Below are 24,456 nucleotides of genomic sequence, written 5' to 3' on the forward strand. Positions count from 1 at the left end.
CTCAGACGCGTTCGGCGAGGTGTGCCCGAAGGGCGACGTAGACCTTGCGGATCCCGATGGCGCGCTGGAGGTCGTCCTCGACGCGGCTGAAGAACTCGCGCCGGTAGTTCTGGTCGATGACCGCCTGCACGGTGAAGTAGAGCCCGGCGAACCCCGACAGGAACACCGCGACCGAGAACAGCTCGTTGCTCACGAGGTGCAGGCCACCGGTCTCATACGTCGGCGGGTGCCCGACCCACGACTCGATGACCTCGGGACGGATCGCGATCGAGCCGAAGACGACGAAGACGCCGAAGACGATGAAGGCCAGGCTCACGACCTGGATCGCCTGGGTGACGAACAGCATGAGCAGCAGGTTGTTGCGCTCCAGCCCACGCAGCCGGATCCCCGCCACCTCGCTCGCGAGCTGCGGCTCCTCGAGGATCTCTCGGGCCGCCGAGGCGACCGGGGTCCCCTCACACGAGGCGACGAGCCGCTCGCCCTCGACCTCCGCGCCGAGCCGGCTGATCTCCTTGTCGAACGACGGCGCGAGGAACGCCACCGCGAGGACGACGAAGACCGCCACGCTCGACCACAGCAGCGCGCGGCTCAGCGACGACGCGACCTGCCACACCTCGGTGTTGATGAAGAGGAAGGTGATGAAGAGCAGGAGGAACGGCAGCGCCCGGGTCGCCAGCGGCACGAGCAGCGACCGTGAGCCCCACGCGTGGGCGAGCGCCCAGCGGCCGATGACGGGGACTCGGAACACCTCGACCCCGCGCAGCAGGACGACGACGACCGCGGCGAAGAGGCCCAGCCCGATCGCAGCTGGCCACGACCACGACACGACCCGCCAGAGCACAGCTGCCGCCGCGCCCGTCACGAGTGCGACGCCCGTCCAGAGCAGCACTGAGGCCGGAGCGAGCGCACGGCGGATCGAGGCCGGGCGCGAGGCGACGAAGTAGGGAAGCCCGTGGTCGTCGAACCAGCTCTCGCACTTCGCGACGTCGTTGGGGGTGAGCACGAGGCACAGCCTGTCAGGTCGGCGCCTCCGCACGGCGCAGGCTCAGCTTGCGACGAGGTGACGCAGCCGCAGGGCCAGCTGGAGCTCGAGCGCGCGGTCCGGTGACTGCCAGCCGTCGCCGACGAGGCGGGTGATCCGCTCGAGCCTCTGGGCGACGGTGTTGGTGTGGACGTGCAGGCTCGTCGCGGCGTGCCGCGGGCTCGACCCCGCGAGGAAGTAGGCCTCGAGGGTGCCCACGAGGTCGGTGCCCCGCGCCTCGTCGTAGTCGACGAGCGACCCGAGGACGGAGTCGACGTATGCCGTCACCTCCGGTCGCGTGCCCACGATGAGTCCCGCGAACCCCAGCTCCGCCGCGGAGGCGCCGTCGCCTCGCCGGCCGAGCGCGACGAGAGCCTCGGCGGTCCGTAGGGCCTCCGTGTGCGCGGCGGCGAGGTCGGCCATGAGGGTCGAGCGTGACTCGTCCACCGGGCCCGCGGCGCCGACCGTGACGCAGTGGCTGCGGGAGAGCCGGGCGGCGAGGTCGGCTGCGAGAGAGCCGGGTTCGTCGCCGGGGACGAGGGTGACGACGTGCCCGTCGACCTCGCCGACGAGCGCCTGCCCGCCGAGGGCTGCGTTGACGGCGAGGACGAGCGAGCGTGCGCTGCCGCCGTCGTCCCGACGGACCGCGAGGAGGCAGGAGGGCTCGCGCAGGTCGAGTCCGAGCGATCGGGCGGCGGGCACGAGGACGGCCGCGTCGCCATGACCGCCGACGAGGCCGGCGACGAGGTCGGTGCGCTGCTGCTGGCGGGCCTCGGCACGGTTGCGCTCACCGAGGAGGACGAGTGCGGTGACGACCGCGGCACGCTCGACGGTGCGCTCGTCGGACTCGTCCATCGTCGAGACGTCGCCGATGACGAGGTAGCCGATGGCCTCGCCGGTCGCGGTGATGCCGATGGCCCACACGTCGTCGCCGAGCCGGGAGAGGCGGACCCCGTCGGCCCGTTCGACCACCTCGGCAGCGAGGGCGTGAAGGGCGTCACCGCTGGGAGGGTCGTCGCCGGCGACACTGCGTGGGGTGCCTTCGTCGTCGAGGAGGAGAGCCCAGCCGCCGAGGAGGCGGGTGAGCGAGTCGGTGAGGTCGTCGACGCCGCCGCCCTCGAGGACGATCTCGGCGAACCGGTCGTGGGCCGCCGCGGCCCGCTCGATGCCGGCGGCGTAGCGGCTCACGCTATCGGTCGCCTCGGACAGGGCGGCGAGGGTGCGCGCCGACTCCTCGGCCGCGCGGACCTGGACGATCGTGACGGCGGCCAGCGCGGCGAGCGAGCCGAGCAGGGCGACCTCGTCGTGGGTGAAGGGTCGCGGGGTGCGGTTCGAGGCGAAGAGGACGCCGACGAACTCGTCCTTGACGATGAGGGGCGTCCCGCAGATGGCGACGAGGCCCTCGTCGCCGACGGCCCCGTCGATCGAGCTCGTGTGCTTGAAACGGGCGTCCTCGAAGTAGTCCGCCGTCCAGTAGGGCTTGCGCGACTGGGCGACGAGGCCGCCGAGCCCGGCGCCGAAGTCGAGGCGCACGACCTGGAACTTCGCCGACACCGAACCTGCGGTGGCCCGCATGTAGGTGTCCTCGTTCACGGGGTCGTAGAGCGTGAGGTAGGCGACGTCGGTGCCCATGAGGGCTCGGGCCCGCCGGACGATCGCGTCGAGGACGACGGACGGGTCGCTCATCGAGGCCAGCTCGCCGGCGGTGTCGACGAGGGCGGCGAGCTGCTGCTCGCGGCGGCGCTGGACGTCGAAGGCTCCGGCGATGCGCAGCGCGAGGTCGCGGGCGTGCGGGTCCACGTCGAGTGCGGCGAGGTCGGCGGCCGAGGCCCCGGAGGCGAGCAGCTCGAGCAGGCGCGTCCCTGCATCCACGTCGTCGTGCATGTCGCCGATCCTAGGGGCCGCCCGCGCGGCACGCATGGGTCGTCGCGCCATGAGCCGGGCGAGACAGTGGTGGGGGACACCATGAGCGCCGCCGAGGGCCCGTCCTAGGGTGAGGCCTCACCGACCGCAGAACTCCTGCGGTGCGGAGCACAAGGAGGTGCAGGTGAGTCCGAGCGCATCGACGTCCACGTCCACGACGACGGCGTCCGCGTCCAGCCCGGGGACGACCATGCTGCAGACGGTCGGCCTGACGAAGGACTTCCGCGGGTTCACCGCCGTCAACTCGGTCGACCTCGACGTCGCCGAGGGCACGATCCACGCCCTCGTCGGCCCCAACGGCGCCGGCAAGACGACCCTCTTCAACCTCCTCACCGGCTTCCTGGCCCCCACGTCGGGCCAGATCCTTCTGCGCGGGACCGACATCGCGGGCAAGCAGCCGGAGCAGATCGCCCACATGGGCGTCGCCCGCTCCTTCCAGATCACGAGCCTCTTCGAGCAGATGACGCTGCTCGAGCACCTCGAGCTCGCCCTGGCCTCACCGACCGGTCTCGGCTACCGCTTCTGGTCCTCGCGCAAGCAGCTGGGCCGCTTCAAGGCGCGGGGCATGGAGCTGCTGGAGGAGGTGGGCCTGGCCGACCGCAGCGGCGTCACCGCCGGGTCGCTCGCCTACGGACAGAAGCGGGCCCTCGAGATCTCGCTGGCCCTCGCCAACGACCCGGCGCTGCTCCTCCTCGACGAGCCGACCGCCGGCATGGGCCTCGAGGACGTCGACCGCACCATTGCCCTCGTCAAGAAGGCCTCGAAGGGCCGCACGGTCGTCTTCGTCGACCACAACATGCACGTCGTCGGGTCGCTCGCCGACCGCGTCACGGTGCTCCAGTCCGGCGAGGTGCTCGCCGAGGGGACCTATGACCAGGTGAGGAACGACGAGCGGGTCATCACGGCATACCTCGGAGACACGGGAGGCGAGCATGGCTGAGCCGGCCACGACCACGAAGACAGAGCAGGCCCGCACCACGACGCCGCTGCTCGCGGTCGAGAAGCTCTCCGCCTTCCACGGCGAGGCGCAGGCGCTGCGCGAGGCCTCGCTCGACGTCGCGCCCGGCGAGGTCGTCACGCTCGTCGGGCGCAACGGCGCCGGCAAGACGACCCTGCTGCGCTCGATCATGGGCCTGCACCGCAACGTCCGAGGCTCGGTGACCTTCGACGGCAAGACCCTTGACGGCCGGTCCGCCGACAAGCGGGCCCGCGCCGGACTCGGCTGGGTGCCCGACGACCGCGGCATCTACGCGACGCTCACCGTCGCCGAGAACCTCAGCCTTCCGCCCGTCGTCGACAAGGACGCGGCGTGGAGCCTGGGCCGGATCTACGAGCACTTCCCGGTGCTGCGCGAGCGCCGCGACTTCCCGGGGACCAAGCTCTCCGGTGGTGAGCAGCAGATGCTCGCCATGGCGCGACCGCTGCGTGCCGGGTCGCGGCTCCTCCTCCTCGACGAGCCGAGCGAGGGCCTCGCCCCCGTCATCGTCGACAAGATCGGCGAGATCATCCGCGACATCAAGAGCCAGGGCGTCGCGGTCCTGCTCGTCGAGCAGAACGTGAGGTTCGCGGGCACGGTGGCCGACCGCCACAACCTGCTCGCGCAAGGGGAGATCGTCGAGAGCCTCCCCAACGAGGAGTTCCGCTCCCGCACCACGGAACTGCTCCAGCACCTCGGCATGTAGGTCGGTCCGCGCACCAGCGCCTCCGCCCCCACACCCGCGCCGCCGCATCCTCGCGACGGACCGCACCCCACGACAACCGCACGACTCACAGTTGACCGCCGGGCACGGCATACACACCCCAGGAGGGGCACATGCGACACACCAAGATGACGACGCTCGCGGCGATGGTGGCCGGCTCCGGTCTCCTGCTCTCCGCATGCGGCAGCGCCGGCGGCGGCCCGTCCTCGGGCGGCGGCAAGATCAGCGACGACAAGATCGTGCTCGCGGTCCTCAACGACCAGTCGGGCGTCTACAAGGACCTCTCCGGCCCCAACTCGGTCGAGGCCGTGAAGATGGCGGTCGAGGACTGGAAGGCCAAGCACAAGGACGACGCGGTCTCCAAGAACATCGAGGTCGTCACCGCCGACCACCAGAACAAGCCCGACATCGCCAACACCAAGGCGCAGGAGCTCTACGACCGGCAGAAGGCCGACATCATCCTCGACGTCCCGACCTCGTCGGCTGCCCTTGCGGTCGCGACGCAGGCCAAGACGAAGAAGAAGGTCTACATCAACATCGGCGCCGGCACGACCGCGCTCACCGGTGCGCAGTGCAACAAGTACACGTTCCACTGGGCCTACGACACCTACATGCTCGCCAAGGGCACCGGTGGCACGCTCACGAAGAACGGCGGCTCCAAGTGGAACGTCGTCTACCCCGACTACGCCTTCGGCCAGGACATGACGAAGTCCTTCGAGGCGCAGGTCACCGGCGCCGGCGGCACCGTCGGCCAGAAGGTCCCGACGCCGTTCCCCAACGACAACTTCGCCACCTACATCACCAAGGCAGCCGCCGACAAGCCCGACGTCATCGGCACCATGCACGCCGGTGGTGACCTCATCAACTTCGTCAAGCAGTACAACCAGGCCGGCATCAGCGACCAGATCAAGCTCGCCGTGGGCCTGATGTTCATCACCGACATCCACAGCCTGGGCGCCGACCAGTTCAAGGGCGTGACCTTCACCGACGCGTGGTACTGGAACTTCGACGAGCAGAACCGCGAGTGGGCCGACAAGTTCCAGGCCAAGACCAAGACCCGCCCGTCGTTCGCGCACGCCGCGAACTACTCCGCGGCCTTCAACTACCTCGAGGCCGTCCAGGAGGCCGGCTCCGACACCGGTGACGACGTCGTCGCCAAGCTCGAGGGCAAGAAGATCAACGACGTCTTCCTCCGCAACGGCGAGGTCCGCAAGGGCGACCACCGCGTCATCCACGACGTCTACCTCGCCGAGGTCAAGCCCCAGTCCGAGGTCAAGGAGGAGTGGGACTACGAGAAGATCGTCGCCACCATCCCCGCCGCCGAGGCCTTCAAGCCGGAGGCCGAGTCCGGCTGCTCCATGTGAGCCGCTGACTCCACCAACCGGAACTCCTAGAGGTCATCAGAGGTAGGCGATGAGCGCATTCATCCAGTACACCCTGCAGGGTCTGGCGACGGGCGGGTTCTACGCCCTCGCCGCCCTCGGGCTGGCCGTCATCTTCGGCGTCATGGGGGTGGTCAACTTCAGCCACGGCGCCATGTACATGCTCGGTGCCGTCGGCTCGGCCGTGCTCCTCGACGTCGCGGACGTGCCGTTCTGGGGTGCGCTCGTCATCGTCCCGATCCTGCTGTTCCTCTTCGGCATCCTCGTCGAGCGCCTGCTCGTGCGGTGGCTCCTCGGGCTCGACCCGCTCTACAACTTCCTCCTCACGTTCGGTCTCACGCTGCTCATCGTCGACCTCGTCAAGCGCCGCTACGGCGTCTCGGGGCTGCCGTACGAGCTGCCGGCCGGGCTCGAGGGGCGGGTGAGCGTGGGCGGGTTGAGCCTGTCGAGCTACCAGCTGTTCGCGGCGTTCTTCTCGGTGGCGCTCTGCCTCGCCGTGTGGATGCTGCTCACGAAGACGCGGATCGGCATGATCGTGCGCGCCTCCACCGAGGACGCCGAGCGCACCCGCGCCCTCGGCATCAACGTCGGGCGCTGGGTCACGCCGGTCTTCGGCTTCGGCATCGCCCTGGCCGGTGTGGCAGGGGTCCTCGCGGCCCCGTTCCGCGCCATCACCGCCGACATGGGCAGCAACTTCATCATCATCCTGTTCGCCGTCGTCGTCATCGGCGGGCTCGGCTCGATCCTCGGCGCGGTGGTCGCCGGGTTCCTCGTCGGGCTCGTCGAGGCGTACGGCCAGGCCTACGCGCCGTCGTTCGCGCAGGTCCTCATCTTCGTCCTCATGGCAGCGGTCGTCCTCGTCCGCCCGGCGGGACTCTTCGGTCGCGAGGAGGCCTCATGAGCGCCCAGCTCACCGAGACGACGCGGGTCGAGACCGCGGCGTCGTCCGCACCCGAGCGCAAGGTCAACCCGTTCCTGCGGGCCGGCCTGCTCCTGCTCGCGCTGCTCGTCGTGCTCGCCCTGCCCTGGTACATCTACCCGCCGGTGGCGATGGACATCCTCGCGTGGGGCCTGTTCGCCATCTCGATCGACCTGCTCCTCGGCTTCACCGGTCTGCTGAGCTTCGGTCACGCCGCCTTCTGGGGCACGTCGGCCTACGTCACCGGCATCATCGCCATCCGCAGCGGGCTGCCGTTCCCGGTCGCGGTGCTCGGCGGCGCGATCGTCGCGATGCTGCTGGCCGTGCCGACGGGGTACCTCGCGGTGCGCCGCACAGGCATCTACTTCGCGATGGTGACGCTGGCCTTCGCGCAGATGCTCTTCTTCATCGCCAACCAGGCCCGCGACCTCACCGGTGGCGAGAACGGCCTCCAGGGCATCCCGAAGTCGTTCTTCGGCGTCGAGCTCGTCGAGACCGACCCGTTCTACTTCTACTACGCCGCACTGCCGCTCATCCTGCTCGGGGCGTTCGCCGCCTGGCGCACGGTGTCGTCGCCCTTCGGCCGAGTCCTGCTCGCCATCCGCGACAACCCGGCCCGGGCGCGGGCGCTCGGCTACGACGTCGAGCGCTACAAGATCATGGTCTTCGTCATCTCGGCGGGGATCGCCGGTCTCGCCGGTGGCGTCTTCTCGGTGAGCCACGGCTTCGCCTCCCTCCAGGAGCTCATCTGGACGACGTCGGGCAAGGTCGTGCTCATCACCGTCCTCGGCGGCATCGGCACGCTGTGGGGTGGGCCGCTCGGCGCCGCCGTCGTCGTCATCCTCGAGGACCAGCTCGCCTCGTCGGGCTTCAACGGCATCGGCATCATCACCGGCACGATCTTCGTCCTCATCGTCCTGCTCTTCCGCAAGGGCATCTGGGGCACGGGTGCCGACCTCATCGCCAAGGTGCGCAACCGCGGCGCCTCGTCCAGGGCCGGGCGACGCGATGCTTGACGGCCGCACCGCCCTCGTCACGGGCGCCGGCAGCGGCATCGGCGCGGCGGTCGTCGAGCGGCTGGCGTCCTCCGGGGCGCGGGTCCACGCCGTCGACATCGACGGCGACGGCCTCGACAAGCTCGTCGCCCGCGTCGGTGACGGCCGCGTGACGCCCTGGGTCGTCGACCTCTCGGACCTCGACGCGCACGACACGCTGCCCACCGACGTCGACATCCTCGTCAACAACGCCGGCATCCAGCACGTCGCGCCGGTGCACGAGTTCCCGGTCGACGAGTTCGAGCGGATCCACCGGATCATGCTGCTCTCGCCCTTCCGGCTCGTGCGAGCCTGCCTCCCACACATGTATGCCGGCGGCTGGGGTCGCGTCGTCAACGTCTCGTCGGTGCACGGGCTGAGGGCGAGTGCCTTCAAGTCCGCCTACGTCGCTGCCAAGCATGGGCTCGAAGGCCTGAGCAAGGTCGTCGCGCTCGAGTCCGGTGACAAGGGCGTGACGAGCAACTGCATCAACCCGGCCTACGTCCGCACGCCGCTCGTCGAGAAGCAGGTCGCCGACCAGGCCGCCGCCCACGGCATCCCCGAGTCCGACGTCCTCGAGAAGATCATGCTCACCCCGGTCGCGGTGAAGCGGTTGATCGAGCCGGTCGAGGTCGCCGACCTCGTGGCCTTCCTCTGCGGGCCGTCGTCGGACTCGATCTCGGGATCGTCGTTCACGATGGACGGCGGCTGGACCGCCCACTGAGTTGCAGCAGGCCGCTGGCGATGGTCAGTCTCGCCAGATTGGCACATGGCGTCGACGGCTCACCCGGTGGCACTCGAGCGTCGTATCGGCGAATCGTTCGATGACGTTCTCCGGGCCGGTCACCAAGAGCGAGTCTGCGTATGCGGGCCCTTCGATGGTGGTCTCGCCGCATGCCGCTCGGCCGGCGAACCCTTCGGACACCCAGTGTTCTTCCAGCAGTTCAAGGAGTGGGGCATGTGATGGTTCCATTGCGCATGATTTCTTGCGCCTCGTCCGACCATTCCGCCGAGGCCCACCACGTCCATGACCGCGTCGCTAGCTCTTGCGCCATCAATGCGTACTTCAGTTGGGAGGCAGTGATGTCGTCAATCTTCCCGGCTGCTGCGGAGGGCAGCGACCCCGAGTCGACCCCTGGTCGCAATTCGACCAAGCGTGACCAGCTCGTGTAGCCGTCGATCTCTTCCCCATATTGCGTCAGGCTTGATATCTCGGTCCACGTGCAGAGTCAGCCGTCGGGCAGGCGCCCAGGGAGCAGAATGCGCAGTGTCGGGGTCATCGGTTCACCTCGCATCTCTCATGAATCGCCACGGATGACCCACGACACCACGTACGAGCGCACACCCTCAGAGAGATCCAGACTTTCCAACGTAGCGAATTCCATCGTCAGCGTCGCGACAGTTGACGCGGGGACGCCGCCGGCCTTCAGGAGCTGGTAGGTCACAAGGCGAGCCCTCAAGGGCCTTTGGCTGGTGCCAATGTCAATGTGCGGTTGATTCCAATGTGCTCGTGTGATGTCGTTGACTGCCACGGCGGCGTCGGACTTTGGCGCTTCCTCCTGCATGCGACCGTCAATGCGCCAGTAGTATTGGCTCGGTCTCAGAGTTTGCGGCCCTATTGCCGCGGTGGGAGGAGAGTCGGGTGGCGGCTCGTACGCGTCAAAGCTCAAGTTTTCAGAAGAATTTGCGGCACTACCCTCATGAGGAGAGAGGGCTTCGCATTCGGCGTAGCATCCGCTCAAGGAGAGGCAACAGAGTGCCACAATGCCCGTGCGTGTCTGTCTCATCGACACGTCACTCAGCAGGTCCAGCGGCTGTCGTTGTCCGTGTAGGCGATGTAGTTTTGGCCACTGATGACAATTCGGTGGTAACTCTCACCTAGCCAGGTGTTGGTTCCAACCCCTTTGCAGTACCACTTGGCGTTTGCGTTGGTTCGAGAGGTAAAGCGTCCGTCGTATCCGTTCGCGAGGTGGTCCCATCCGTACCAGCGGTGGCGGTACAGGTCGACGTCCACGACATTGGTGGTTGAAAACGGGCATTCAGGGCTCTTCCCAGATGAGGGTGTAGGTCGGCCGGGCGCGTCGGTCCGCAGATAGACGTCGAGGTCTCCCGACGACGGAGGTTCCTACGCCATCCATCCGAAAGACCTCGACGTGACCGACGCTACCCCGCCGGCCGGCTTCGGCCGCCCTGACCTGACCGCCTTCGCGTTTCATCCCAATCGACCCTGATCGAGTCTGCTGACCCCCTCGACGAGAACGCAGCGACATCACAGCCACCCAACCCCGACCGTCCGGGAAGCCGGGACACGTCACATGGCCTGTGCTGCGGGCGTGTCGAGTGGGTCGTCCAGGGGCGACGCAGGAGCGTCGACGCGACGTGCTGAGAGGTGGTTCCAGTCGAGCACTAGGACACCGGCTACAGGCATGGCGATAGGTCAGGAACGGCGTCGCTCCCTACGCAGGAGGGAGCGCAGAGTCTCGGCGTTCGCGTAGCCGACCCGTAGCGCGATCTCGGCGGAGGTAAGGTCCGTGGTTGCTGAGAGGTGCCGAGCTCGTTCGATGCGAAGCCGTTGGACGAAGCCGAGCGGAGTGAGGTTGAGCGCCGCACGGACTCGTCGTTCGAGGGTGCGCCGGCTGGTGCCGAGCGACTGCGCGACGAAGGCGACGTTGAACGGTTCGTCCAGGCGGGCGCGCACGAAGCGTTCGAACTCGACGACGATCGGGTCCTCGTGCCGGAGATGTTCGTAGGCGACGAAGGCCGCCTGCGACGGACGCTCGTCGATGATGAGGAGCTTGGCGACATGTTGGGCCAGGTCGGGGCTGATCGATCGCACGAGTGAGAGCGCGAGGTCGATGTGGGCGAACGCGGCGCCGGCGGTGACGAGGTTCCCGTCGACCACGACCATGGTGTCGAGATCGAGGGCGACGGTCGGATAGCGCTTCAGGAACTCCGGCCCCAGGAACCAGCTGGTCGTCGCCCGCCGATGATGCATCCGTCCGGTCTCGGCGACAGCGAACACGCCGGTGCACGCCGCGGCGATCCGGGTGGTCGCGTCGTCGAGGCGCCCGAGCGAGGCGATGACCGAACGAGCATCTCGGCTCTGGAGGGCGTCGTTGGTAGCGGCGGCCGTGAGGGTTCCAAGCGCAGGGACGACGACCACGTCGAACTCTGCGGACTCCGACAGCGGGTGGTCCACCGACAGGGTCATCGATGCCGTCGTGGTCACTCTCCGTTTCGGTCCGAGGATGGCGAGTTCGATCGGGTCGATCCGCGGGTCGACATCGCCGCGGGCTCCGTCGGCCACCCGCACGATGTCGATGACCGACGCGACAGCCGAACCGAAGCAGCCGTCGATCGCGATCAGTCCGATACGCATGGCGCGAACAATAGCAATACTGCCGTATACGCCACTTCTCACATGCCCTTGCTCGTCATACTCTGAACTCGCTTCACCAAGAAACCTCGACACCTAGGAGAACCCCTCATGTCCACACCCGCATCACTTCCGTATGCCTTCGTCGCCAAGATCGTCGCGGCCGATGGACAGCACGACGCGCTCGCCGATCTGCTCGCCGGCGCTGTCGCGCTCGCCAACGAAGAAGTAGGAACGATTGTCTGGTTCGCGGTCAGGACCCACGCCGACACCTTCTGGATCTTCGATGCATTCCCCGACGAGGCCGCTCGCGACGCCCACGCCAACGGCGCCATCGTCGCAGCCCTGATGGCCAACCAGCACCTCCTCGGCGCAGCGCCCGAGATCCTGGCGGCCGACGTCCTCGCGTCCAAGCTCCCGTAGTCCGCCAACGCACGAGACGATCGCGCCCCGCCGAGCCGTCGCTAGGTCGCGACGCAACGCCACGCTGCGTTGCCGAGCGGTGCGAGGCCTATCGGCACACGGACAGGATGCCGGCCGCGAGCGCTCAGCCGGCTAGGGGTCCGTCGCAGAGGAGAGCGACGTCGGTGTCGGGCAGAGCCGTGAGGCCAGCGCGTCGCGCGACCACCAGAACCGAACCGCCCCTGCCCTGCGTTTCCGCAGGTCAGGAGCTGTTCGCCGGAGCCGCCTGTCGGAATCGAACCGACGACCTAATCACGTCGGCTTTGCGTCTATCGCTTGATGCGCCCACTGGGCGAAGGAGCCGCTGACCTGCGCAAACGCCGAGCGTGGGGGACGCCGCCATCCGGTGGTGACCGACGACGACCGACCGTTTCACCGGAGCTTGCGGCGGCGTCGAAGCCGAGCAAGCTCCATTCCTTTAGCTCACCGCACCCTCCTCCTCGCCGGTCCCGTCGTCGTCGAAGACGTTTCAGTGGCCCGCGGTCAAGGTTCTCGAGCAACCGAACGGCTGATTTCTGACAGATTTCCCAACTTGCTCGTAGAGTCGCCGGTGTGGCGCGTGGAGACAGGTATCGGACTCGCTGAGACGGTGACGATGAACTTGCTGGTGCGGTGAACCTGCTCCGTTGGGCCGACGGTCTTCGTGAGGAGCTGTCGGTAGGGGAGGTGGGAGTTCCAGACGGTCCAGAGCTCGCCGCCGGGGGCGAGGGCGCGGGCGGCGTCGGCGAAGAGGCGCTCGGCGAGGCCGACGTGGACGGTGGCCCCGATGTGGAACGGCGGGTTGAGGACGACAAGGTTCACCGAGGCGTCGGCCAGAGTCTCGAGCGCGTCGGCGCGCACGACCGCGACGCGGTCGGCGACGCCGTTGGCCTCGGCGGTCGCGGCGGCTGAGGCCACGGCGGCTGCGGACTGGTCGGTCGCGAGCACGTGGAGGTCGGGGCGGGCGAGGGCCAGGGCGGCCGCCACGACGCCACTGCCGCAGGCGAGGTCGACGGCACGCTCGGCAACGCGCATCGACGGGATCGCGTCGAGGAGCAGCCGGGTGCCGATGTCGACCGAGGTGCCGGCGAAGACTCCGCCGTGGGCGACGACGGTGAGCCCGACGTCGTCGTGACGTTCCCGGTGTGGCCACATCGACACGACGGCCGGGCGCGGCGACGAGGCGTGCAGCACACGTGACTTCTGGCGCGCGAGGCTTGCCGAGACCTGCGAGAACGACTGTGCGAGAACGTCGTTCATCGACCGCGACATGTGCTTGACCCGACCGCCGGCGACGACCCGGACGTCCGGGTGGGCGTGGGCTGCGACGAGCGCGGCCACCTCGTCGAGTGCGTCGAGGGAGCGCGGCAGCTGGAGCAGGACGAGCCGGGCACCGTCGAGGAGCGGGGCGTCGAGCCGGTGGTGGGCGAACGGCATACGGGCTCCGTCGCGTCCGAGACCACGACGGGTGGCGTTCGCGACGAGCGCACGCTCGCCGAGGACGCCGTCCTGGTGCACGCGCACGCCCGAGGCGCCGCGCGCGAGGGCGCCGAGCGTGAGCGCGCCGTGGCGGTCGCCGATGACGACGACCTCGCCAACACCGGACGGCAACGGACCGGCCTCGTCGAGGACGAGCCGGTCCGTCGCGTCCCAGGCCTGGAGGTTCGGCGCCTCGACGTCGGGCCAGCGGCGCAGGTCGTCCCAGTCGAGCTCGTGTGCGTCCGACACCGGGTCAGATGTCGCGGAAGATCTCGATGGTCGCGCCAAGGGCGTTGAGACGCTCGGCGAGCTCCTCGTAGCCACGGTTGATGACGTAGACGTTGCGCAGCACCGACGTGCCGTTGGCGGCGAGCATCGCGAGGAGCACGACGACACCGGGACGCAGCGCCGGCGGGCACATGACCTCGGCCGGACGCCACTTGGCGGTGCGGCCGGTGATCATGACGCGGTGCGGGTCGAGCAGCTGGACCTGGGCGCCGACCTTGGTGAGCTCGGTGAGATAGATCGCGCGGTTCTCGTAGACCCAGTCGTGGATCATCGTCGTGCCCTCGGCGCACGCCGCGATGAGCGCGAAGAAAGGCAGGTTGTCGATGTTGAGGCCGGGGAAGGGCATCGGCGCGATCTTGTCGATCGGGGCCGTGAGCGAGCTCGGCAGGATCGTGATGTCGGCGAGCCGGGTGTGGCCGTTCTTGGCGAGGTACTCGTCGGAGAGCTCGTACTGCAGACCCATGCCGTCGAGGGTCGCGAGCTCGATCTCGAGGAACTCGATCGGCGCGCGCTCGATGGTGATCGAGGACTCCGTGACCACGGCGGCGGCGATGAGGCTCATGGCCTCGATCGGGTCCTCGCTGGGGGAGTAGTCGACGTCGACGTCGATCGAGTCGCGGCCGGTGACGGTGAGCGTCGTCGTGCCGACGCCCTGCACGTCGACGCCGAGCTTCTGGAGGAAGAAGCAGACGTCCTGGACCATGTAGTTCGACGACGCGTTGCGGATGACGGTCCTGCCCGGGTGCAGGGCGGCGGCGAAGAGGGCGTTCTCGGTGACGGTGTCTCCGCGCTCTGTGAGGACGATCGCACGCTCGGGACGCACCGTGCGGTCGACCTTGGCCTCGTAGAAGCCGTGCGTCGCCGTGACGTCGAGCCCGAACGACTGGAGCGCGGTGAGGTGCGGCTCGACGGTGCGGGTGCCGAGGTCGCAGCCGCCGGCGTAGGGCAGCGAGAAGGTGTCGAACTGGTGCAGCAGCGGCCCGAGGAACATGATGACGGTGCGGGTGCGGCGGGCTGCGGCGATGTCGATCGAGGCGAGGTCGAGCGTCGCCGGCGGGATGATCTCGAGGTCGCTCGTGCCCTCGAGCCACCGGACCTTGACGCCCATCGAGGTGAGCACCTCGATGATCCGGTTGACCTCCTCGATGCGCGCGAGGTTGCGCAGCGTCGTGCGGCCCTTGTTGAGCAGGGCGGCGCAGAGGAGGCCGACGGCGGCGTTCTTGCTGGTCTTGACGGGGATCGAGCCGGAGAGCTTGGCGCCACCGACGATGCGCAGGTGCTGGGGTCCGCTGTGGCCGAGGGAGACGAACTCGCTGCCGAGGGTCTCGCCGACGCGGGCGAGCATCTCGAGGCTGAGGTTCTGCCGTCCCTGTTCGATGCGCGCGACGGCGCTCTGGCTGGTGCCGAGCTTCTCGGCGAGCTCGTTCTGGGTCAGGCCCTGGTGGCGGCGGGCGTCCCGGATGAGGGTGCCGATCCGGGTGAGGTAGCTGGACTCAGTCATGCGTTCCAGCGTATATCGGATATGAGATAACGCAAGCCTGAGCGTCGACGCCAGAATGGGCGGACGGCATACCCGCAGATCAGGTATGCCGTCCGCCCACCTCGAGCGCTCAGGCCGGGACGCTCGCCGCGCCGGGCGGCAGGAAACGGCGGCCGAGGACCTTCTCGGAGACGCCCTCGCGGTCGAGGAGCGGGGTGAGGCCGCCGTTCCAGAACTGGAAGCCGGCGCCGGTGATGAGCGCGAGGTCGATGTCCATCGGTGCCTGCGCCACGCCCTCGGAGAGCATGAGGCCGACCTCCTCGGCGAGCACCGAGAGCACCCGCTCGCGGACCTCGGCGACGTCGAGCACGACCGGGTTCTCGGCGGTGATCTGGGCGGCCTCGACCTCCGGGTCGACGACCGGGCGACCGTCGACGAGCTGGTAGTAGCCCGGCTTGCGCATCTCGACGATCTTCTTGAGGTTGGGCGAGACGTGGAAGCGGTCGCCGAACGCGCGGTGGAGCGTCTCGCTGTTGTGCAGTGCGATCGCCGGGCCGACGAGTCCGAGCAGGACGAACGGCGGCATCGGCGCGAGACCGGCGACGGCCTTCTCGGCGACCGGCACGGGGGTGCCCTCGTCGACGATCCTGCTGAACTCGCCCATGAAGCGGCCGAGGAGACGGTTGACGATGAAGGACGCCGAGTCCTTGACGAGGATCGTCGTCTTCTTCAGGCCCTTGCCGGTGGCGAAGGCGGTCGCGAGCGACGCGTCGTCGGTCCGCTCGCCCGGGATGATCTCGAGCAGCGGCATGACGGCGACGGGGTTGAAGAAGTGCAGGCCGACGACGCGCTCGGGGTGCTCGAGGTCGGCGGCCATCTCGGTGATCGACAGCGAGCTCGTGTTGGAGGCGAGGACGCACTCGGGTGAGACGACGGCCTCCACCTCGGCCCAGACCTGCTTCTTGACCGACATCTCCTCGAAGACCGCCTCGATGACGAGGTCGGCGTCGGCGAAGCCGTCCTTGCTCGTCGAGCCGGTGACGAGACCGGTGAGGTGGTTGGCGCGGTCGCGGCCGATCTTGCCGGCCTCGAGCGACTTCGCGATCTCGCCGTGCACCCAGGCGACGCCCTTGTCGACCCGCTCCTGGTCGAGGTCGGTCATGACGACCGGCACCTTGAGGTTGCGGGCGAAGAGGAGGGCGAGCTGGCTGGCCATGAGGCCCGCGCCGACGACGCCGACCTTGGTGACCTTGCGGGCGAGTGCCTTGTCGGGGGCGCCGGCGGGACGCTTGGCGCGCTTCTGCACGAGGTCGAACGCATAGAGCCCGGCGCGGAGCTCGTCGGCCATGAGGAGGTCGGCCAGGGCCTCGTCCTCGGCCGCGAACGCCTCGTCGCGGGTGGCGGTGCGGGCTGCCTCCACGAGCGCGAGGGCGCGCAGCGGACCGGGGGAGCGGCCCGCGGTCTTGGCCATGACGAGGCCCTTGGCGGCCTTGAGTGCGGCGGCCCACTCGGCCTCGTCGCGCGAGACCTCCGGCCGCTCGACGGTGGTCTCGCCCGAGAGGACGCGGGCGGCCCAGGCGATGGACTCCTCGAGGAAGTCGGCGGGCTCGAGGAGGACGTCCCCGAGTCCGAGCTTCGCGGCGGCGGGGCCGCTCAGCATGCGGTTGGTGTTCATCGGGTTCTCGATGATGACCTTGAGCGCGTTCGCAGGCCCGACGAGGTTCGGCAGCAGGAAGCAGCCTCCCCAGCCGGGGACGAGCCCGAGGAAGGTCTCCGGCAGCGCGATCGCGGGGACGCCGGCGCTGATGGTGCGGTAGTCGCAGGACAGCGCCACCTCGACGCCGCCGCCCATGGCGGCGCCGTTGACGAACGCGAAGGTCGGCACCGGCAGGTCCATGATCGCGGCGAACGCGGCGTGGCCGGCCCGGGCGATCTCGAGCGCCTGCTCACGGCTGCTGACGGTCGGGACGCCGGAGAGGTCGGCGCCGACCGCGAAGATGAACGGCTTGCCGGTGATGCCGACGGCTTGGATCTCCCCGGCCTCGGCGCGGCCGCGCAGGGTGTCGACGGCGCGGTGGAGCTCGGCGATGCCTTCCGGCCCGAAGGTGTTGGGCTTGGTGTGGTCGAAGCCGTTGTCGAGGGTGATGAGTGCGAGCGTCCCGCCGTCGCCGGGGAGGGCGACGTCCTGGACGAGGGCGTGGGTGACGACCTCGCCGCGCGGCGCGCGCTCGGCGGGCGTGTCGGCCTGCGCCTCGACGGGTGCGTCCGTGGTCGTGGTGGTGGCGGCCATGTCAGGCGTCCTTCCCGTAGTCGGCGTGGTGCGGGTTCTCCCAGATGACCGAGCCACCCATGCCGATGCCGATGCACATCGCGGTGAGGCCGTAGCGGACCTCCGGGTGCTCCTCGAACTGGCGGGCGAGCTGGGTCATGAGGCGCACGCCCGAGGAGGCGAGCGGGTGGCCGGTGGCGATGGCGCCGCCGTACTCGTTGACGCGCGGGTCGTCGTCGGCGATGCCGAAGTGGTCGAGGAAGGCGAGCACCTGGACGGCGAACGCCTCGTTGAGCTCGAAGAGGCCGATGTCCTCGATCGTCAGCCCGGCCTTGGCGAGCGCCTTCTCTGTCGCGGGAACCGGGCCGATACCCATGACCTCGGGCTCGACGCCGACGAAGCCGAACGACACGAGCCGCATCTTCACCGGCAGCCCGAGCTCCTCGGCGGCCTGCTCCGAGGCGAGGACGCACGCGGTCGCGCCGTCGTTGAGGCCGGCGGCGTTGCCCGCGGTCACCGAGCCGTGCGGTCGGAACGGGGTGCGCAGCCCGGCGAGCTCCTCCATCGTCGTACCCGGGCGCGGCGGCTCGTCCTTCGTGGCGAGGCCGGAGCCGCGCTCCGAGTGGCGGGTGGCCATGGGGACGAGGTCGGGTTGGATCTTGCCGGCCTCGTAGGCCATCGCGAGCTTGGTCTGGCTCGCGACGGCATACGCGTCCGAGCGCTCCTTGGTGAGCTGCGGGAAGCGGTCGTGGAGGTTCTCGGCGGTGTTGCCCATCGAGAGCGCCGACTGGTCGACGAGCTTCTCGGCGAGGAGCCGCGGGTTGGGGTCGATGCCCTCGCCCATGGGGTGACGGCCCATGTGCTCGACCCCGCCGGCGATGGCGATGTCGTAGGCACCGAAGCCGATCGAGCTCGCGACGTTGGTCACGGCGGTCATCGCGCCCGCGCACATTCGGTCGACGGAGTAGCCCGGCGTCGTGTTGGGCAGTCCCGAGAGCAGGGCGGCGAGGCGGCCGAGGGTGAGGCCCTGGTCGCCGGTCTGGGTGGTCGCGGCGATGGCGACCTCCTCCACCCGGTCCTTGGGGAGCTGCGGGTTGCGCCTGAGCAGCTCGCGGATGCAGCGGATGACGAGGTCGTCGGCGCGGGTCTGGGCATACATGCCCTTCTCGCCGGCCTTGCCGAACGGTGTGCGCACGCCGTCGACGAAGACGACCTCATTCAGGGTGCGGGGCACGGTGGAGCCTCTCTGGTCGGAGTGTGGTGCTCCGCTCAGGCTACTAAGCGCCCGCTTAGTCGGGTATGCCGGCCGGCCGTGAGAGCCGTCACCTCACCGCGCCCGCGACTTCTTGCCCAGATGCGACACCTCGCTGGCGCTCGGTGTCGCATCTGGGCAAGAAGTCGCGGGTCAGTCGGGGTCGGGGTGGGCCTCGAAGGCCCGGGCGAGCATCGGGGCGACGATGTCGGCCTGCCACTGACGGACCCCGAGGTCGCGCAGCGCGGCGGTGAAGCCCTCGACATCGCGCGTCGACGGCGGTCGCCACACGACGCGGCGCAGCGGGTCGGGGGAGCAGACGTTCTCGACGGGGATCTCGTGCTGCTCGGCGAAGGCGGTGAGCTCGGCGCGGGCGTCCGCGAGCCGGGCCGCGGCCACCGGGTCCTTGTCGGCCCACGAGCGCGCCGGCGGGGGACCGTCCGAGCGCAGGGTCCGCTGCGGCAGGTCCGCCTCGTCGATGGCGTTGGCGCGCTTGACGGCCGCGACCCACTGACGGCCGTAGCGGGCGATGGCGCGGTGGCCGCTCGGCAGGTCGGAGGTCGAGGTCGGCGCCGCCGTCGCGATGGAGACGAGCCCGGCGTCGGGCAGGATGCGCCCCGGCGAGGTGTCGCGGTCCCGGGCGATGTCGTCTCGGGTGAGCCAGAGCTCGCGGACGACCGCGATGCCGCGGCGGCTGCGGATGGTGTTCATGCCGCTCGTCCGGCGCCACGGGTCGACCTTCTCGGCCGGTGCCCACGAGAGCAGCGCCTCGAACTCCTGGCGGGCCCACTCGGACTTGTCCTGCCGGGCGAGGTCGACGCCCATGAGGTTGCGCAGCTCGGTGAGGACCTCGACGTCGAGCGCGGCGTAGCGCAGCCACGGCTCGGGCAGCGGCCGCGTCGACCAGTCGACCGCCGAGTGCTCCTTGGCGAGCGCGAGCCCGAGGTAGTGCTCGACGACGGCGGCGAGTCCGACCCGGGGCAGGCCGAGCAGGCGGGCGGCGAGCTCGGTGTCGAAGAGCTGGCGGGGGCGCAGGCCCACCTCGGCGAGGCAGGCGAGGTCTTGGGTGGCGGCGTGCAGGATCCACTCGGCACGGCCGATGGCGTCGTCGAGGGGGCTGAGGTCCGGGCAGGCGATGGGGTCGATGAGCCACGTGCCCGAACCCTCGCGGCGGACCTGGACGAGGTAGGCGCGCTGGCCGTAGCGGTAGCCGGAGGCACGCTCGGCGTCGACGGCGACCGGTCCCTCACCGGCGGCGATCGCGTCGGCCGCCTCGGTGAGCCCGCGCTCGGAGTCGACGACGTGGGGCACGCCCTCGGAGGGCTCGTCGAGCGGGATGGGGGTCGGCGACTGCTCGGCGTCGGGGGTGTCGATGGTGTCGGAGCTCATCTCAGCGACGCGGCCCCGGGAGGGCGACGACACCCTCTGGCAGCGGGGGCAGCCCCGCGATCGTGCAGAGGAGGTCGGACCAGGCGAGGAGATGGGTGCCGGCGTCGGGGCCGATGGGCGTCCACGACGCGCGCACCTCCATCTCGACGCTCGCAGGACGGTCGGCGAGCCCGGCGAAGCTCTGGCTCACGACGCGGGTCACGGTGCCCGCCTCGGCCGTGGCCGAGACGCCGCGACCGGCGAGGGCGTCGACGAGCCAGGTCCAGCCCACCTCACCGAGAAGGGGGTCGGCGGCGAGCTCGGGCTCGAGCTCGGCGCGCGCGAAGGTCACCGCCCGCCACTCGCCGCCCCACGGCTCGGGGGCGGACGGGTCGTGCAGGAGGACGAACCGTCCGGACGCGAGCTCCTCGTCGTCACCCGCGGAGCCGAGGACGTCGGCGGTGAGCGCGACGGCATACGGAGCGATGCGCTGGGGAGCGGGCACCTCGGTGATGCGGACCTCGGGACGCAGGCGGACGTGCCTCAGGGCCTCGAGCGCCGCGGTGAACTCCGGGGACTCGCGGCCGGGAAGGGAGCGTGTTGCCACTCGACGAGGGTATGCCGGTACGCGCGTTTCGGGGGGATCCGCCGCGCCGGAGGGGCTTAGGCTGCGGGCGTGCTCTCCCTCCTCGCGCTCGCCTCGTCGGCGGTGTGGGGGACCTCGGACTTCTTCGGCGGTCTCGTTGCCAAGCGGCTGCCGGCCATCGCCGTCGTCGGCGTGACGCAGGGCCTGGCCTTCGTCCTGCTCAGCACCATCGTCCTCGTGCGGCTCGCCCTCGGGCACCCGCCGGAGTGGGGCTCGTGGGTGGGCTGGGCCATGCTCGCGGGTGTCGCCGGGGCCAGCGGGCTCGTCGCGTTCTACACCGCGCTCGCCAGCGGGACGATGGGCGTCGTCGCGCCCATCGCGTCGATGGGTGTCGTCGTGCCGGTCGCGCTCGGCGTCGCCAGCGGCGAGACCCCGAGCGCCTGGGTGTGGGTCGGGATCCTCGTCGCGGTCGCCGGGATCGTGCTGGCCTCGGGACCTGAGCTCTCGGGCGCGGTGTCGCCGCGGCCGGTGCTGCTCGCCGGGTGCGCGGCCCTGTGCTTCGGGATGGCGCTCTTCTCCCTCGACCGGGCGGCGCGCGACTCCCTGCTCATGGCGCTCTGGGGCATGAGGGCGACGTCGGTGACGCTCTTCGTCGTCGTCGCGCTCGTGCTGCGGTCGGTGGGGGGCACGTCCCGCCGGGACCTCCCGCAGCTCGCGCTCATCGGGTGGGCCGACCTGCTCGCCAACGCGCTCTTCGCGACCGCGTCCTCGCGGGGGCAGGTGAGCATCGCGGCGGTGCTCGGCTCGCTCTACCCCGTCGCGACGATCCTGCTCGCCCGGCTCGTGCTCGGCGAGCGGCTGCGCCGGGTGCAGCAGGTCGGCGTGCTCTGCGCGCTCGCCGGGGCAGCGGTCATCTCCCTCTGACGGGGTTCAGGGCGGCAGTGCCGCGAATGAGAGGATTCGGCGGTGATCGCCGACAGCCCGCTCGTCCTCGCCGCCACCCGTCGACCCGTGCCGCACACGCCCGTGTGGTTCATGCGCCAGGCGGGCCGGTCGCTGCCGGAGTACCGCGAGCTCCGCGAGGGCACGGCCATGCTCGAGGCGTGCCGGACCCCCGACCTCGTCACCGAGATCACCCTCCAGCCCGTCCGTCGCCACAAGGTCGACGCCGCGATCTTCTTCAGCGACATCGTCGTGCCGCTGGCCGCCGTCGGCGTCGACCTCGACATCGTGCCCGGCACCGGCCCGGTCGTCCCGGCGCCGTTCCGCACCCGGGCCGACCTCGACCGGCTGCCCGACCTCACGCCCGACGCGATCCCGGACATCACCGAGTCGGTGCAGCGCCTCGTCGCCGAGCTGGGCTCCACGCCGCTCATCGGCTTCGCCGGTGCGCCCTTCACCCTCGCGTCCTACCTCGTCGAGGGCGGCCCCTCCCGCACCCACGAGCACACCAAGGCGCTCATGCACGGCGACCCGCAGCTGTGGAGCGACCTCTGCGAGCGGCTCGCCCAGATCTCCGGGGCCTTCCTGCGCGTGCAGGTCGAGGCCGGGGCCAGCGCGGTCCAGCTCTTCGACTCGTGGGTCGGAGCGCTCTCACGAGCCGACTACACGGCATACGTGCAGAGGCACTCGGCCACGGCGCTCGGCGCGGTCGCCGACCTCGGTGTGCCACGGATCCACTTCGGCGTCGGCACCGGAGAGCTGCTCGACCTCATGGGCGAGGCGGGCGCGGACGTCGTGGGGGTCGACTACCGCGTCTCCCTCACCGACGCGGTCGCGCGCCTCGGGACCTCGTATGCCGTGCAGGGCAACCTCGACCCGGCCCTCCTCGGTGCCCCGTGGGACGTGCTCGAGGAGCGGGTCCGAGCCATCGTCGACGAGGGTCGCGAGGCGCCCGGTCACATCTTCAACCTCGGCCACGGCGTCCCGCCGCACACCGACCCCGACGTCCTCACGAGGATCGTCGAGGTCGTGCACGAGCACTCAGCCCGCTGAGGGCGGCACCGGTCCGGGCGGCCCTGCCGGACCTGCGGGCACGGCCTGCGGGACGAGGGGTGCGGCGCCGTGACGGCGCCGGCGCAGCCACCACACGACCGGCGCGAGGACGAGCCCGATCGCGACCGCGAACGGCAGCACCGCCCCGACGACGGTGGCGAGCACGGCTGCCGAGGTGACGAACGCCTTCCACCCGGACTTGAGGCCGGAGAGGAAACCGCCCGCCGCGACCGGCTCGTAGTCGTCGGTCGAGAGCGTGATCGAGACCGGCGACATCGAGACCGAGTCCTTGAGGCTGTCGAGCTGCGCGGTGAGCGCGTCGAGCTCGGCCTGGCGCTGCGAGAGCTCGTTCTCGAGCGCGACGAGGTCGTTGACGTTGGACGCCCGCGAGAGCAGGTCGCGGATCCGGGCGACGCTCGCCGTCATCGAGGTCACGCGGGCCTGGGTGTCGACGTAGGTCCCGGTGACGTCCTCGCTCGAGCTGTTGCGGAACTGCACCTCGCCGACCTTGGCGATGAGCTCGATCGTCGCGTCGAGCCGGTCGGCGGGGACGCTGATCGTCACCGTGCCGGACGTGTCGCGACCGCGCTCGCCCGAGTAGAGCTCCTCGCTGGCGACGACCCCACCCTGTCGCGCCGCGATCGAGCGAATCTGCGACGCTGCGTCCGGAAGTGCCTCGACCTTGAGCTGGAGGTGGGCGCGGCGCACGAGCTTCTGCCCGGCGCTGGCCCGCGCGGACTCGGGCGAGACGGCACCCTCGGCGCGGTCGCCGCCCACGGCTCCACCCTTGGCGGGCGGCTCGGCGGCCGAGTCCTGCTGGGACGAGGCGCCCGAAGCGGTGCCCGAGTCATCGGAGCCACCACCGCCGCAGGCGGCCAGCGAGCCGGTGACGAGGAGGCCGGCGAGCGCCGCCGTGGCGAGGCGACGTCCGTGCCGCCGGGTGGGACGCAAGCCGTGGGTGCTCATGACGCTCTCCATTCCTCCGCGCGTGCCCACCCCCTGCGGTGGGCCTGTCGACAGTGAGACTCCTCCGACCCGGTCACCGGTTCCACACACTCGGGTCACGATGCGGTGACGGCCTCTGAGAGAGTGGCGAGGTGACCGCCGAGCGCCGCGACCCCTCGTCCCGCACCGTCGTCGTCATCGGCGGGGGAGTCGCCGGGCTCACCGCCGCGCGAGACCTGCTGGTGGCCCGCCCGGCGACGCGGGTTCTCGTCTTCGACGCCTCCGACCGCGTCGGCGGCAAGCTGCGGCGCGAGCCGGTCGGGGGCCACCTCGTGGACGTCGGCGCCGAGTCGATGCTCGCCGTCCGGCCCGAGGCGGTGTCGCTCCTCGAGGAGGTGGCCGACCCGGCCGACGTCGTCGCACCCGCGACCACCTCGGCCCGGGTCTGGTCGCGCGGCGAGCTGCACCCGCTGCCGCGCACCCGGATCGGCATCCCCTTCGCCGACTCGGACGTGAGCGGGCTCCTCACCGAGGCCGAGGCGGCACGGATGCACGCGGAGTCGCCCGCACCCGAGGTCGGCAGCGACGTCTCGGTGGGCGACTACGTCGCCGGTCGTCTCGGCGACGCCGTCGTCGACCGTCTCGTCGAGCCGCTCCTCGGCGGTGTGTATGCCGGCCGGTCCCGCGAGCTGTCGCTGCGCGCCACCATGCCCGCGGTCTGGGCGACGGCTCGTGAGGGCGGGTCGCTGCTGGCGTCGCCACCGGTCGACCCGCAGGTCGGGCAGGCGCGTCCGGCGTTCGTCGGGCTGCGCGGCGGCGTGGGCCGGCTGCCCGAGCTGATCGCCCACGACGTGCTGAGTCGTGGGGGAGTCGTCGAGACGGGGGTCATCGCCCGCGGCGTCGAGCGGACCTCGTCGGGGTGGGCGGTGCTCACCGGCCCGACGACCGAGCCGCGCCTCGTCGAGGCCGACGCCGTGGTCGTCGCCGTGCCGCCGCCG

20 protein-coding genes are annotated in these 24,456 nt (G+C 70.4%); 10 read left to right on the forward strand and 10 right to left on the reverse strand.

Translation table 11 applies throughout. The features are described 5' to 3' along the window. Position 1 precedes the first annotated feature (1 nt). Both N798_RS04770 and N798_RS04775 read right to left on the reverse strand, forming a co-directional pair. The gene (locus N798_RS04770; protein WP_052116925.1) at positions 2-1,003 is read right to left on the reverse strand and encodes a hypothetical protein; all 1,002 of its coding nucleotides are present in this window, start codon (positions 1,001-1,003) and stop codon (positions 2-4) included. 42 nt (positions 1,004-1,045) lie between these two features. Continuing rightward, positions 1,046-2,905 (reverse strand): helix-turn-helix domain-containing protein, encoded by a 1,860-nt coding sequence (locus N798_RS04775; protein WP_035946664.1) that lies wholly within the window; start codon positions 2,903-2,905, stop codon positions 1,046-1,048. A gap of 163 nt (positions 2,906-3,068) precedes the next feature. Between N798_RS04775 and N798_RS04780 the strand changes: the two genes are divergently transcribed. The 6 genes from N798_RS04780 to N798_RS04805 all read left to right on the forward strand — a co-directional run bounded on the left by N798_RS04780 (position 3,069) and on the right by N798_RS04805 (position 8,703). Then, positions 3,069-3,884, forward strand: coding sequence for an ABC transporter ATP-binding protein (locus N798_RS04780; RefSeq protein ID WP_229708243.1), 816 nt, complete (start codon positions 3,069-3,071; stop codon positions 3,882-3,884). Further along, positions 3,877-4,626 (forward strand): ABC transporter ATP-binding protein, encoded by a 750-nt coding sequence (locus N798_RS04785; protein ID WP_198030708.1) that lies wholly within the window; start codon positions 3,877-3,879, stop codon positions 4,624-4,626. The genes N798_RS04780 and N798_RS04785 overlap by 8 nt, the downstream gene beginning before the upstream one ends. A 131-nt stretch (positions 4,627-4,757) precedes the next feature. Then, on the forward strand, positions 4,758-6,008 hold the full coding sequence (locus tag N798_RS04790) for an ABC transporter substrate-binding protein (RefSeq protein WP_198030709.1): 1,251 nt from the start codon (positions 4,758-4,760) through the stop codon (positions 6,006-6,008). A 49-nt stretch (positions 6,009-6,057) separates the two neighbouring features. After that, positions 6,058-6,927, forward strand: a complete 870-nt coding sequence (locus N798_RS04795; protein ID WP_035946667.1) for a branched-chain amino acid ABC transporter permease — start codon at positions 6,058-6,060, stop codon at positions 6,925-6,927. Beyond that, positions 6,924-7,961, forward strand: a complete 1,038-nt coding sequence (locus N798_RS04800) for a branched-chain amino acid ABC transporter permease (RefSeq protein ID WP_035946668.1) — start codon at positions 6,924-6,926, stop codon at positions 7,959-7,961. Before N798_RS04795 ends, N798_RS04800 begins: the two co-directional genes overlap by 4 nt. Then, positions 7,954-8,703 carry a 3-hydroxybutyrate dehydrogenase gene (locus N798_RS04805; protein ID WP_035946670.1) on the forward strand — a complete coding sequence of 250 codons (750 nt, stop codon included), beginning with the start codon at positions 7,954-7,956 and terminating at the stop codon, positions 8,701-8,703. Before N798_RS04800 ends, N798_RS04805 begins: the two co-directional genes overlap by 8 nt. Before the next feature lie 1,713 nt (positions 8,704-10,416). Here N798_RS04805 and N798_RS04810 read toward each other — a convergent pair. After that, entirely contained in the window at positions 10,417-11,358 is a 942-nt protein-coding gene (locus N798_RS04810) for a GlxA family transcriptional regulator (protein WP_003941078.1), read from the reverse strand. A 108-nt stretch (positions 11,359-11,466) separates the two neighbouring features. Between N798_RS04810 and N798_RS04815 the strand changes: the two genes are divergently transcribed. After that, on the forward strand, positions 11,467-11,778 hold the full coding sequence (locus tag N798_RS04815) for a putative quinol monooxygenase (protein ID WP_003941073.1): 312 nt from the start codon (positions 11,467-11,469) through the stop codon (positions 11,776-11,778). 522 nt (positions 11,779-12,300) lie between these two features. Here the strand turns inward: N798_RS04815 and N798_RS04820 are convergent. The 6 genes from N798_RS04820 to N798_RS04845 form a co-directional block, all read right to left on the reverse strand. Continuing rightward, positions 12,301-13,524 carry a class I SAM-dependent methyltransferase gene (locus N798_RS04820; protein WP_084100117.1) on the reverse strand — a complete coding sequence of 408 codons (1,224 nt, stop codon included), beginning with the start codon at positions 13,522-13,524 and terminating at the stop codon, positions 12,301-12,303. 4 nt (positions 13,525-13,528) lie between these two features. After that, positions 13,529-15,064, reverse strand: a complete 1,536-nt coding sequence (locus N798_RS04825) for a helix-turn-helix domain-containing protein (RefSeq protein WP_035946672.1) — start codon at positions 15,062-15,064, stop codon at positions 13,529-13,531. A 109-nt stretch (positions 15,065-15,173) separates the two neighbouring features. Continuing rightward, the gene (locus tag N798_RS04830; RefSeq protein WP_035946675.1) at positions 15,174-17,333 is read right to left on the reverse strand and encodes a 3-hydroxyacyl-CoA dehydrogenase NAD-binding domain-containing protein; all 2,160 of its coding nucleotides are present in this window, start codon (positions 17,331-17,333) and stop codon (positions 15,174-15,176) included. 1 nt (position 17,334) lies between these two features. Then, positions 17,335-18,546, reverse strand: coding sequence for a thiolase family protein (locus N798_RS04835; RefSeq protein WP_035946677.1), 1,212 nt, complete (start codon positions 18,544-18,546; stop codon positions 17,335-17,337). Between the two features lie 171 nt (positions 18,547-18,717). Continuing rightward, positions 18,718-19,953 (reverse strand): HRDC domain-containing protein, encoded by a 1,236-nt coding sequence (locus N798_RS04840; protein ID WP_052116928.1) that lies wholly within the window; start codon positions 19,951-19,953, stop codon positions 18,718-18,720. Between the two features lies 1 nt (position 19,954). Beyond that, positions 19,955-20,539, reverse strand: a complete 585-nt coding sequence (locus N798_RS04845; RefSeq protein ID WP_035946679.1) for a DUF3000 domain-containing protein — start codon at positions 20,537-20,539, stop codon at positions 19,955-19,957. Between the two features lie 69 nt (positions 20,540-20,608). Here N798_RS04845 and N798_RS04850 point away from each other — a divergent pair, with 69 nt between their 5' ends. Continuing rightward, positions 20,609-21,442 (forward strand): DMT family transporter, encoded by an 834-nt coding sequence (locus tag N798_RS04850; protein ID WP_035946682.1) that lies wholly within the window; start codon positions 20,609-20,611, stop codon positions 21,440-21,442. A gap of 42 nt (positions 21,443-21,484) precedes the next feature. Beyond that, complete coding sequence (gene hemE / locus N798_RS04855) at positions 21,485-22,513, forward strand: uroporphyrinogen decarboxylase (protein WP_035946684.1); 1,029 nt, start codon at positions 21,485-21,487, stop codon at positions 22,511-22,513. Here hemE and N798_RS04860 read toward each other — a convergent pair. Next, on the reverse strand, positions 22,502-23,479 hold the full coding sequence (locus N798_RS04860) for a DUF4349 domain-containing protein (RefSeq protein ID WP_188450324.1): 978 nt from the start codon (positions 23,477-23,479) through the stop codon (positions 22,502-22,504). The two genes, hemE and N798_RS04860, sit on opposite strands and share 12 nt — an antisense overlap. 131 nt (positions 23,480-23,610) lie before the next feature. Between N798_RS04860 and hemG the strand changes: the two genes are divergently transcribed. Beyond that, a partial coding sequence (gene hemG / locus N798_RS04865; protein WP_084100119.1) for a protoporphyrinogen oxidase occupies positions 23,611-24,456 on the forward strand: 846 nt, incomplete at its 3' end.

The sequence above is a fragment of the Knoellia flava TL1 genome (genome assembly GCF_000768675.1).
GTDB classification, from domain to species: domain Bacteria; phylum Actinomycetota; class Actinomycetes; order Actinomycetales; family Dermatophilaceae; genus Knoellia; species Knoellia flava.